Here is an 11,988-nt window from a genome sequence, read left to right as displayed (position 1 = left end):
AAGTGGTCCCGCCCGGGCAAAACAGACCGGTTATTTTCACAGTGTAATCTTAAATCAAGCATCATGAAAATGACACTATTGGCCACTGCACTCCTGGCATCCGGTTTCCTGGTATGGAAATATCATACCGGTCAATATCTCCCGGAAAAACAAGCCGTTCATGCTACTCCTCCTGCTGTTATTGTGTCCTCTCCTTCCGCCGCCGACAATACCCGCATACAGGTAGCCTTATTGCTCGACACCTCCAATAGCATGGATGGATTGATAGACCAGGCAAAATCAAGGCTGTGGAATATCATCAATACCCTTACCACCCTGAAGTACAAAGGAAAAGCCCCTGTCATCGAAATTGCATTATATGAATATGGTAATGATGGTCTTTCCCGCAACGACGATTATATCCGCCAGGTAACCCCGCTTACCACCGACCTGGATCTGATCTCCGAAAAACTCTTCTCCCTCCGGACAAATGGCGGGTCAGAATTTTGTGGTGCGGTGATCGCCACTGCGGTGAAAAAGCTGGATTGGGGAAAAGACGAGGCAGATATGCGGCTTATTTATATTGCCGGGAACGAACCGTTCGACCAGGGAGACACCAACTACAGGGAAGCCGCCAGCGCGGCGACCGGTAAAAATATTTTCATTAATACCATCTATTGCGGAGATAAAGGGGAAGGGATAGAAACCCACTGGAAAGATGGAGCCGACAAAGGCCGGGGACAGTACTTTAATATTGATGCCAACAGGAAAGTAGCTTTTTTTGAAACCCCTTACGACAAAAAGATTGAGGACTGTAACGAACGGATCAATCAAACCTATATCGCTTATGGCGCGGCCGGTTATTCAAAAAAGCAAAACCAGGCGATGCAGGACCGAAACGCAAAATCCATCTCCTCCGCCAACTATGTAGAACGTTCTGTTAGTAAATCAAAAGCTGTTTACAAAAATGACAGCTGGGACCTGGTCGACCGGGTAAAGCAGGACAAAGGGGCATTAAAACAAATCAGCAAAAGCGAATTGCCTAAAGAACTGAAGGACAAAAGCCCTGCGGAACTGGAAGCGTTGGTAGCCGCAAAATTGAAAGAACGGGAAACTGTGCAGAAAGAAATAGCAGCCCTGGGCGTACAACGCCAGAAATATATTGACGAAATTTCTAAAACCTCGGCTAAAACCGACGACCTGGGCGCAGCCATCAACCAATCCATTATTCGCATGGCTACCGGGAAAGGATATACAGTGGAGAAATAGTCACGTTTTAATAAAATTTAATAACCCCGGATATTAAGCCCAAACAGGGAACCCGCACTGCATGCGGGTTCCCTGTGCTATGATATGCGAAAAAATGATAACGTACCGGATCTGGCGCTCAGCATGCTGCTGGGGTCGCTTTTATGTGTAAAACCTACACTTTCCATAAATATTAAACATATATACATATGTAGAAAATTATCAACAAGCGTTAAAAAAACAACAATTCTTGCGCCGGCGAGCCCCTGCGGTTTTTTTCCAGTCAAACTTTTATTACTTTTGGTCCCCAAATGAGAGTAGCCATATTTTTTACATATTTGTGCTTCCTGTTGATAAGAGGGAACGAATATGCCTTTACGGCTACTCAGGACCAGTCTGTCCACCATACCCCTGTCGAAAATGAATATGTCTTCAGTGCCACCCATCACCTGCCGGAAACAAAAGAAATAACGGGTAACCGGCTTACAACTGCCAGCCAGCGCCTGGAATACACGGCTATTGACAACACCATCGATAAGGAAGAAGAGTACATGGTGAGTGACGACATTGAAGAAGAGGATCCGAGTAATTTTCTTGTAAGAAAATATAAAATACTGGCCAGGTATTATGAGGCGCTCTCCTGCCCATTGCTGTCCGGCTATCTGTACAAATCGCGTAACGCCCCGCCATCCTACAAGGGGTATTTGTCTGATATATACATCACACAAAGGGTTTTAAGGCTCTGATCGGCCTCCGCATCAGTTACCAAAGGTGCCATCATGCTTACCTAAGGGAGGTATATTGTATGAATATTACTTCCACTGCATTGTAGCCGCCGTTTCGCCGTGTACTGATATCATTTTTATTAAGGCATCTTCTGCCTTACAACCATGCCATCGCTCAATATCCATTTAATATCATGAATAGAATAGTCATGTTTACGGGCATGTTCGCCCTGTTGTACCTAACCAGCTGTACATCCAAGAAAGAGGAAAAGGAAGAAGCGGGAAAGTACACCGTTACCAATCCATTACAGATTGATACGGCCTTTACCAAGGAATATGTATCACAGATTAAATCTGTGAGGAACATTGAAATCCGGGTACAGGAAAGAGGATACCTGCAAAACATCTATGTAGATGAAGGCCAGTTTGTAAAAGCCGGCCAGCTGCTGTTCCGCATCATGCCCAAAGTGTACGAAGCCGAACTCCAGAAAGCAGAAGCAGAAACCAAAGCTGCTGAAATAGAACTGCAGAATACCAAAACACTGGTAGATAAAAATGTGGTTTCAAAAAATGAGCAGGCCATGGCCCAGGCCAAGCTGGACCAGGCGAAAGCCGAAGTGGCCCTCGCCAAACTCCACCTCTCCTTCACCGAAATCAGGGCGCCATTTGATGGCACCATTGACCGTATCCCGTTTAAACTCGGAAGCGTAATCGATGAAGGCGGGCTGCTGACCAGTCTTTCAGACAACAGCCAGATGTTCGCTTATTTTAACGTATCAGAACCGGAATACCTCGACTACGCCACCAACACTAAAGGCCGCGGTAACAACAAGGTGAGTCTGCTGTTAGCCAACAATACGCCGCTTCCCTACAAGGGCGACGTGGAAACTATTGAAAGTGAATTTAACAATGAAACAGGAAATATTGCTTTCAGGGCACGATTCCCCAATCCCGACAAACTGTTGAAGAACGGGGAAACCGGGAAGGTGATGATGACCATTCCACTCAGGAATGCGTTGGTCATTCCGCAAAAAGCGACCTACGAAATCCAGGATAAGATGTATGTATTCGTAGTCGACAAAAACAACGTGGTAAGATCCAGGAATATCGCCATCATTGGCCAGATGCCGGATCTGTACGTGATTAAAAGCGGCATTTCAGAAAATGATAAGATACTGCTCGAAGGTGTTCAGAAGGCAAAAGATGATGATAAAATCAGCTATGACTACCGGAAACCCGAAGAAGTTATTTCCAACCTGCGATTAAAAGCGGAATAGTCGTTCAATTCCTAATAGTAGTTCAATGCTTAAAAAGTTTATACAGCGACCGGTCCTGTCCATCGTAATATCGCTTATTATCGTTTTCCTCGGGATATTGGCCATTACCCAGCTACCGGTAACGCAGTTCCCCTCCATTTCACCCCCCAAGGTGAATGTAACGGCAGAATACCCGGGAGCGAACGGTGAATTAATGATTAAATCAGTGATCATTCCCCTGGAAAGAGCCATCAACGGTGTTCCGGGGCTGAAATACATTGCCTCCGATGCAGGTAACGACGGAGAGGCCTCCATACAGGTGGTATTCAACCTCGGCACCGATCCTAACCAGGCATCACTGAATGTGCAAAACCGTGTGGCATCGGTGGTAAACAAACTGCCCCCACTCGTAGTACGTGAAGGTGTGAAGATTACCCGTGAGGAATCCAACATGCTGATGTACATCAACCTTTACAGCGACGATCCGCAAACAGATCAGAAATTCCTCTTCAACTTCGCGGATATCAATATCCTGCCTGAGCTGAAAAGGGTGGATGGCGTTGGTTTTGCCGACATCCTCGGTAACCGCGAATATGCTATGAGGATCTGGCTCAAGCCCGATCGCATGCTGGCTTATAAAATTTCTGCGGACGAGGTAATGAAATCGCTCGGTGAACAAAGTCTCGAAGCCTCCCCCGGTAAAACCGGTGAAAGCTCCGGTAAAAGATCGCAGACATTCGAATACGTACTCAAATACCCGGGACGGTTTACCAATAAGGAAGGATACGAAAATGTGATCCTCCGCTCCAGTCCCAATGGGGAGATACTCCGCCTGAAAGACGTGGCAGACGTAGAATTCGGAAGCTCCATGTACGACATCTACTCCAACCTGAATGGCAAGCCTTCTGCAGCAATTGTATTGAAACAATCGTACGGAAGTAATGCCAGCCAGGTAATCAAAGATGTAAAAGCCAGGATGAAAGAAATCAAGGCCAGCTCTTTCCCAAAAGGAATGGATTATGAAATCAGCTATGACGTATCCAAATTCCTGGATGCCTCTATTGAAAAAGTAATCCATACCCTGATAGAAGCCTTTGTGCTGGTAGGATTAGTGGTATTCCTCTTCCTCGGCGACTGGCGCTCCACGATCATCCCCGCCATGGCAGTACCGGTTTCCCTTATCGGAACATTTGTATTCATGCAGTTCCTGGGTATCACCCTCAACCTCATCACCCTGTTTGCCCTGGTATTGGCGATAGGTGTGGTAGTGGATGATGCCATCGTGGTAATTGAAGCGGTACACGCCAAAATGGAAGAAGAAAACCTTTCGGCGCTAAAGGCCACGCATAAAGCCATGCATGAAATCGCCGGCGCTATTATTGCCATCACATTTTTGATGGCAGCGGTATTTATCCCGGTGGCATTCATGTCGGGCCCCGTAGGTATATTCTACCGCCAGTTTTCCATCACCATGGCTACCGCTATTATCCTTTCCGGTGTGGTGGCGCTGACACTGACGCCAGCCCTGTGCGCCATGATATTGAAAAATAATCATGGAAAACCGAAAAAGAAAAACCCGGTCGACAAATTCCTCGACGGCTTCAATAATACCTTCAACCGCACTTCCGGAAAATACCAGCAACTGCTGGGCAAGATCGTTGACAGAAGGGCGGTTACCTTCCTGGTGCTCATCGCTTTCTGTGCCGGTGTATGGTTCCTGAACAGCAGCGTGCCGTCCGGATTTATTCCCAACGAAGATCAGGGGATGTTCTATGCCATCATCCAAACACCACCAGGGTCATCCCTGGAAAGAACCAACCAGGTAGCGGAAAAACTGCAGAAAGTGGCCGAAGGCATTGAAGGCGTACAATCTGTGTCCTCCCTCGCAGGATATGAAATCCTGACGGAAGGAACAGGCTCCAACTCCGGTACCTGTTTGATCAACCTGAAAAGCTGGGAAGAAAGGAAACATTCGGTGCAGCAAATCATTGCCGAACTGGAAGAAAAATCCAAAGACATTACCGGCGCTACCATCGAATTCTTCCAGCCACCCGCTGTACCGGGATACGGTGCTGCCGGCGGTTTCGAACTACGCCTGCTCGACAAAGCAGGGTCCGGCGATTACAAGAAAATGGAAACGGTGAGCCGCGATTTTGTAAAAGAACTAAGCAAACGCAAAGAGCTATCATCAGTATTCAGCTTCTATAGCGCCAGCTTCCCACAGTATATGTTGCGGGTAGACAATGACATTGCCCAGCAGAAAGGCGTGAGCATCGATAATGCCATGAACACCTTGTCCACACTGGTGGGTAGTAACTACGAAATCAGCTTTATCAAATTTGACCGTCAGTATAAAGTAATCGTACAGGCCTCCCCGCAATACAGGGCTTTACCCGACGATATCCTGAAGTTATATGTAAAGAATGACCGCGATGAGATGGTGCCTTTCTCCGCTTTCATGAAAATGGAAAAAGTATATGGCCTGTCGGAAATTACGCGGCATAATATGTACAACGCCTCAGAAATCAGTGGTGCCGCCGCCCCCGGATACAGCAGCGGTGAAGCCATTAACGTCATCAATGAGGTGGCTAAGAAATCGTTACCCAGAGGGTTCGGCATCGATTGGGCAGGTATTTCCAAAGATGAAGTAGCACAGGGCAACCAGGCTATTTACATCTTCCTGATCTGTCTTGGTTTCGTATACCTGATCCTCGCCGCGCAGTATGAAAGCTTTATCCTGCCACTGGCAGTTATCCTTTCACTGCCGCCCGGTATATTCGGTGCATTCTTCCTCCTGAAATTATTGGGATTGGAAAACAACATCTATGCACAGGTAGCGATGGTGATGCTGATTGGTTTGCTCGGTAAAAATGCGGTACTGATCGTGGAATTTGCCGTACAGCGGCATCGTGCCGGGGAATCGGTGCTGAAAGCAGCCATGGAAGGTTCGAAGGTGAGATTCCGTCCTATCCTGATGACCTCCTTCGCCTTTATTGCAGGATTGATTCCGTTAGTGATAGCCTCAGGCCCGGGTGCTTTGGGTAATAGAACCATCGGTACAGCCGCCGCAGGAGGCATGCTTTTCGGAACCATTTTCGGGGTGCTTGTCATACCCGGACTGTATTACATATTTGGCAGGATAGCAGAGCGGCATGCGCTTGTAAAAGAAGAAGAAGAAAATCCGTTAACAGAAGAAATAGATCACAATGTATAAATTCAGGATACAAAGCGGTATTGGCCTGCTGGGTCTTTGCCTGGCAGTGGCCAGTTGCCGCGTGCCGGCCATCATGCCGGTAACGGAGAACAGAGCGGTTCCCGTATCCTATGATAATAACCAGGATACGGCCAATATGTCCTCCATACAATGGCGGAACTTATTTACCGATAAAAACCTGGTAAGCCTGATCGACACCGCACTGAAAAACAACCAGGAGCTGCTGATCACCTTACAGGAAGTAGAAATTGCCAGGAACGATATCCGTTCCCGCCACGCGGCACTGCTGCCTTCCGTTGGCGTAAAGGCCGGCGCGGGCATTGAAAAAGTGGGCAGGTATACCAGCCAGGGCGCGGGCGATGCCTCCACAGAAATTACACCCGGCAAAGAATTTCCCGACCCATTGGGAGATTTGAATATTGGCGTGTATGCCAACTGGGAAGTAGATATCTGGAAAAAACTGCATAATGCTAAAAAAGCTGCGGTAACCAGGTACCTGTCGACCGTGGAAGGCAGAAATTTTGTGCTGACTAACCTCATCGCAGAAATTGCCAATTCCTATTACGAACTACTGGCGCTCGACAACCAGCTCGCCATTGTAAAACAAAACATCGACCTGCAAAAAAATGCATTGGAGATTGTAAAAGTGCAGAAAGAAGCCACCCGTGTAACGGAACTGGCGGTACAGAAATTTCAGGCCGAAGTATTAAAATCGCAAAGCCTGGAATTCGACATTCTCCAGGACATAAAAGAAACAGAGAACAGGATCAACTTCCTGTTGGGCAGGTATCCGCAGGAGATTGCACGCGATCAGAGCAGCTTCCTAAATTCGCTGCCTCCTACCGTAAACACCGGTATCCCGGCACAACTGCTGGCCAATCGTCCCGACATCAAAAAAGCGGAACTGGAATTAGCAGCAGCGAAGCTGGATGTAAAAATTGCCAGGGCCGAATTTTATCCTTCCCTCGGTATTACGGCAGGACTCGGATTGCAGGCATTTAAACCATCCTACCTGTTCAAACTTCCGGAGTCGTTGCTTTACTCGCTGGCCGGAGACCTGGCAGGGCCGCTCATTAACAGGAATGCGATCAAGGCAGAGTTTAACAACGCCAGCGCACGACAACTACAGGCCATGTATAACTATGAGCGCACTATTCTAAATGCCTACTTCGAAGTAGCCAATCAACTTTCCAGTATCAACAACCTGGAAAAAAGCTACGACCTGAAGTCAAAACAGGTAGATGCGCTCACCCGATCCATCGACATTTCCAACGACCTGTTCAAATCGGCCAGGGCAGATTACCTGGAAGTACTGATGACCCAACGGGATGCGTTAGAATCCAAACTCGACCTGATAGAAACAAAGAAGCAACAGTTGAATGCAGTGATTAATATCTATAAAGATCTTGGAGGCGGTTGGAAATAAAATTATCTGAAAATAAAAATGCCGGCACTGATGAACGTGCCGGCATTTTTTATTCCAGATAGTTTTGGCTGCTGCTATATATACTTATCTATCCAGTTAAAGATCCTCGTATAGCTGATAGACAGCGCTCCGGGCTGGCAATGCAAATAACCGGTGTCTTCTTCCGTAAACAGTATAAAGTCTTTCGGACAAACGAGTGCATCATACAATTTCTGCGCCTGTCCCCTGGAAAACTCTTCCCCGGTACCATCTACCACCAACGTACGGCAACTGATATTGCTGACAATATCTACATTACTGTATTGCTGTAGTTTGAGCAACAGTTCGGATGGTTTACCGGTACCATGTTTCCACATCTCATCTATAATTCCCCATTTTATAAAAGCATTTTCTTCCATGTACGCTTTCATTTTCTCATCAAACAAGTCGTAGTCGCCGGCAAAAAAAACAGGCATCAATTGGGGGATCAGGAAATTCAGGGAAGTAAATACACTCTCGCCCCAGTTTAATACGCCCGGGTTGGCCACACATAATTTGATCCGCTTTTCGGTGGTCAACGCCCTGGGCGCCAGGAAGCCGCCCATACTAAAGCCCATGAGTACACTTCTTTTGATATCTACCTCCCTGTCCTGTTCCAGGAAATCCACGACGGGGCTGATTACATTTTCCCAATCCGGCCGGAAGGGAATTCCCTGCAAACGGATCACCTTTCCCTGCCCGGGCCCGTCAAATAATAAACAGTGATAGCCTCTTTTCACGGCATATTCGGCAATCCATAAATTGTCTTCCGCCCATGCATCCCTTCCGGAATGAAAAATGATAACAGGCGCTTTCCGGTGTTTTTTCTTGTTGGCCCGAAAAAAATATCCAGGCAAACTGGTACCCATATAGGGAATGGATACTACTTCAAATGGTACCGCCAACAGCGTTAATGCGGTGTGATAATTTTTGATCACTTTCAATGTAAGCCGCTTTACCTGTTCGTTAGTGGGATCAGGATAGCGGTGAAGGGCGGCCCGGTAATAAGTAGATGAACGTAAATAGGAGGCGCCGGCGGTAAGGTGATGATCTTCCTTCAAACAGGCATCGCCCAGTGCGCATAGCCTGTCGGCCGTTTTAGTCCATTCATCAGACCAGCTGTATTCATTTTCTTCATCAATGCGCGAAGCGGTATCAAAACATTCGCCGATATCAGCCAGCTGCTGCCAGGTGCTTCCCAGGTAGAACAGGAACACACTTTCGAGCACGGCATCTTTAAAAAGCCCAAGGGGATACCATGATTTTTTTGGGCGCAGGTTAACGTTTTTCTTGTCCATGTGGTATGTAGTTTTTCACATGTACAAAAGTCTTTCGATCAGGCCAGCGCACAAACAAATAAATGATGAGTCGTTTAATTTCAACAACGAGTTGTTGTATATCGCGATGAAGTATATTGCGAACAGGGATAGCGCTAATCAGCCGTTATTATTTGCTGCTTTTGATACTTCTCTTATTTTCTTACGATGTTGTTTTCCCCATTTTATCATCTCCAGGATAATATCGCCGAATGATTTGCAATAAGAGGTTACCGTATATTCTACCATAACCGGAGAATCGGGATCAACCGTACGTTTCAGCAATTGGTTGGCTTCCATTTCTTTTAACTCACGGGAAAGCATGCGGGTGGTGATACCAGGAATGCTGCGTTGAATATCGCGGAATCGCTTATTACCATTACACAATGAGTTAATAATGGGCAGCTTCCATTTACCGCCTATCACATAAATGGTATCCTGCAATGCCTGTACTTCTTCTTTCTGGTTGCGGGGATTAGATAAAACTTCTTTTACCTTCTTTGCCCTTAGTTGCTCTTTCATATTGGTATACTGCGTTATACTGGTTACAAAGTTATACCAATCCCGTTATACATTTGTATCGTCAATTAAAATAAACACATGAAAAATTTAGAGAACAAGATCGCATTGATCACCGGTGGCAATAGTGGCATCGGTTATGCTACAGCGAAGGAATTAATAGCACAGGGCGCCACTGTGATTATTACCGGGCGCAGAAAAGAAGCAGTAGACGCAGCAGCGGCGGCGCTGGGGGCTTTTCCTTTCACGGCCGATCAATCGAGCGTAGCGGCGATTGAACAACTGGCGGCAGACATAAAAGAGCAGTTTGGTAAAATTGATATCCTCTTCATAAATGCCGGCATCGTTGGCTCCACCTCGATTGAAATGGCTACAGAAGCCCTCTTTGATAATGTAATGGCGGTGAACTTTAAGGGCGCCTACTTTACCCTGAGCAGGTTTATCCCGTTATTAAAAGATGGCGCATCCGTCGTTTTCCTGTCTTCCAATACGGCCAGTATGAACACCGCGAATGCCTCCATTTATTCCTCCAGCAAAGCAGGACTTAACGCTATCATGAAAATAGCCGCGCTTGAGCTGGCGCCTCGCGGAATCAGGGTGAACGCGGTGAGCCCGGGTCCTACAGAAACGGAGATATTCAACAAAATGGGGCTTGACGAAACGGGCATTCAATCCATTAAAAATCACGTGACGGATAAAGTACCGCTGGCCAAAATGGGAAGGGCGCAGGACGTGGGAAAAATGGTCGCCTACTTTTGCGGAGAAGCGTCCGGTTTTATTACAGGCGCCGAAATAGTGATGGATGGCGGCATGTCGCTCGCCAATTAGTTGCTGGAAACGGAGGCAGGGCTCGAACCTGCGTCTATCCGGATAACGTGCCGGAAGTTCTTCCACTGAACTACTCCGTTAATTTTGTCCGGGGAATAACGGTTGAATGTTTTTCCCGGAAAAGTACTTATGTTGTTTTAATATTTTTGCAAGATAAGGATTTGATATCGCAACTCCATGCACCAGTTCCGGCGTGGGTTTAAATGGCACCACACCATGCGGTCGTGGTGCAATCCAACCGGATTTCTCCGCATCCAGCCCGGCTGCTTTACAGGCTGCCTGCACAGTAGCACGATTGCAGGCAGCCTTACCGGAAAATACATCCCAGGGAAGCGGCAGCCGATTCCATACCAACAAATTCGGATCAGCCTTAGTTCCCTGCAAATAGTGCCAGGCAGCCACATCGGCTGCTATGAGACGCATCGCTTTACCGAAGCACATCTCCTCCAGCACAAACTCCATTCCGAGGGCATAGAGCAGGTTTAACCAGCTGTCTCTCGCTTTATTCCATGCACCGGCGGTATTATTCCAGGTAGTGGAGTCGTTTCCAATTTTCACTACCATGGTAGCACGATTAAAATCATGTTGCGTCCACAGCGTTTCTAAAAAGACCGCTACCTGCTGAAGCAGGGAAGTCCACTTGCCGAGTAACCTGCCCTGCTGGTCGCCGGTTAGCTTTTCCAGTACTTCCACCTGGGGATATACCTGCGCAATGGCCCACCAGTTGGCGGACTGGGCATGCTCTTTACAACGCTTAAAAAGCATATCTGCAATTTCATCATAAGGCCTTGTTTGCCCGTTCACGGTAAATTCGCTGCGCATATTACAGCGGGCAGTATAATAAGCGATGAAACAGGCGCTGTGAATATCTGTTTTAAAATCTTCCAAAGAAATATCTTCTGCAAATGCATGCTTGCCGGTGCGCTGGAAAAAACTTTTCTGATGCTCCCGGATCAGGATGTTCAGTTTCTTTTCAAGCAAGCGAAGACAGCGGAACAATTTATTGTATTGACGCCTGGAAATATCAATTCCCGCAGCCGCCCTCTCCTCCCTGTTAAGACGATCTGTTTTGTAATTATTAAACCCGGGATTTTTGTGTATCAGCGGGCTAACAGCATGAATAAATTCCTGTACCACTGCCGGGTCATCATAAGCGGTACTGCCGGTTTCCTTCTGCAGTTTAAAAAGTTCAATGGCTTTGTTCACCTGCTTCTCTGCTCCTGTTACACCGGCAAACTTTTCAAGCATAGCGGTATACTGCCATACAGTATTGCGCAATGCTGCGGCCACCGCTTTCTGCAGGATCGCTGTTTCAGATGCGCTGAGCTGGTTGCCCGGCACATCCTTTATCAGTGCGGCCACATCTTCCGGCCTCTTTCTCAAATGAATTGTTTCGTATAGTGCTTCCAGTGTCAAGGCAAATGGCTGTTTCAGCTAAAATAAGGTATTTTCACATAGG

The 11,988-nt window shown here is 47.1% G+C and carries 9 protein-coding genes and 1 tRNA gene; 6 read left to right on the top strand and 4 right to left on the bottom strand.

From position 1 onward, the window contains the following. The first annotated feature begins 63 nt into the window (after positions 1-63). The 5 genes from KE626_RS12135 (at position 64) to KE626_RS12115 (ending at position 7,848) form a co-directional block, all read left to right on the top strand. Positions 64-1,248 carry a vWA domain-containing protein gene (locus tag KE626_RS12135; RefSeq protein ID WP_211973171.1) on the top strand — a complete coding sequence of 395 codons (1,185 nt, stop codon included), beginning with the start codon at positions 64-66 and terminating at the stop codon, positions 1,246-1,248. A 290-nt stretch (positions 1,249-1,538) separates the two neighbouring features. Then, positions 1,539-1,973 carry a hypothetical protein gene (locus KE626_RS12130; RefSeq protein WP_211973170.1) on the top strand — a complete coding sequence of 145 codons (435 nt, stop codon included), beginning with the start codon at positions 1,539-1,541 and terminating at the stop codon, positions 1,971-1,973. Positions 1,974-2,146: 173 nt separating this feature from the next. Then, positions 2,147-3,229, top strand: a complete 1,083-nt coding sequence (locus KE626_RS12125; protein WP_211973169.1) for an efflux RND transporter periplasmic adaptor subunit — start codon at positions 2,147-2,149, stop codon at positions 3,227-3,229. Positions 3,230-3,254: 25 nt separating this feature from the next. Beyond that, positions 3,255-6,422 (top strand): efflux RND transporter permease subunit, encoded by a 3,168-nt coding sequence (locus KE626_RS12120; RefSeq protein WP_211973168.1) that lies wholly within the window; start codon positions 3,255-3,257, stop codon positions 6,420-6,422. After that, positions 6,415-7,848 (top strand): TolC family protein, encoded by a 1,434-nt coding sequence (locus KE626_RS12115; RefSeq protein ID WP_211973167.1) that lies wholly within the window; start codon positions 6,415-6,417, stop codon positions 7,846-7,848. The genes KE626_RS12120 and KE626_RS12115 overlap by 8 nt, the downstream gene beginning before the upstream one ends. A gap of 74 nt (positions 7,849-7,922) precedes the next feature. Here KE626_RS12115 and KE626_RS12110 read toward each other — a convergent pair whose 3' ends face one another. After that, the gene (locus KE626_RS12110; RefSeq protein ID WP_211973166.1) at positions 7,923-9,164 is read right to left on the bottom strand and encodes an alpha/beta hydrolase family protein; all 1,242 of its coding nucleotides are present in this window, start codon (positions 9,162-9,164) and stop codon (positions 7,923-7,925) included. Between the two features lie 138 nt (positions 9,165-9,302). Continuing rightward, positions 9,303-9,704 carry a winged helix-turn-helix transcriptional regulator gene (locus KE626_RS12105; RefSeq protein ID WP_211973165.1) on the bottom strand — a complete coding sequence of 134 codons (402 nt, stop codon included), beginning with the start codon at positions 9,702-9,704 and terminating at the stop codon, positions 9,303-9,305. A gap of 78 nt (positions 9,705-9,782) precedes the next feature. On the opposite strand from KE626_RS12105, the gene KE626_RS12100 reads away from it, so the two are divergent. Then, entirely contained in the window at positions 9,783-10,529 is a 747-nt protein-coding gene (locus KE626_RS12100; protein WP_211973164.1) for an SDR family oxidoreductase, read from the top strand. Positions 10,530-10,533: 4 nt separating this feature from the next. Here KE626_RS12100 and KE626_RS12095 read toward each other — a convergent pair. After that, a tRNA-Thr gene (locus tag KE626_RS12095) sits at positions 10,534-10,609 on the bottom strand. Then, positions 10,608-11,912 (bottom strand): hypothetical protein, encoded by a 1,305-nt coding sequence (locus KE626_RS12090; protein ID WP_211973163.1) that lies wholly within the window; start codon positions 11,910-11,912, stop codon positions 10,608-10,610. Before KE626_RS12090 ends, KE626_RS12095 begins: the two co-directional genes overlap by 2 nt. Positions 11,913-11,988: the final 76 nt, after the last annotated feature.

Source organism: Chitinophaga hostae, assembly GCF_018224885.1.
Lineage (GTDB): Bacteria > Bacteroidota > Bacteroidia > Chitinophagales > Chitinophagaceae > Chitinophaga > Chitinophaga hostae.
This window is presented reverse-complemented; position numbering and strand designations above follow the sequence as displayed.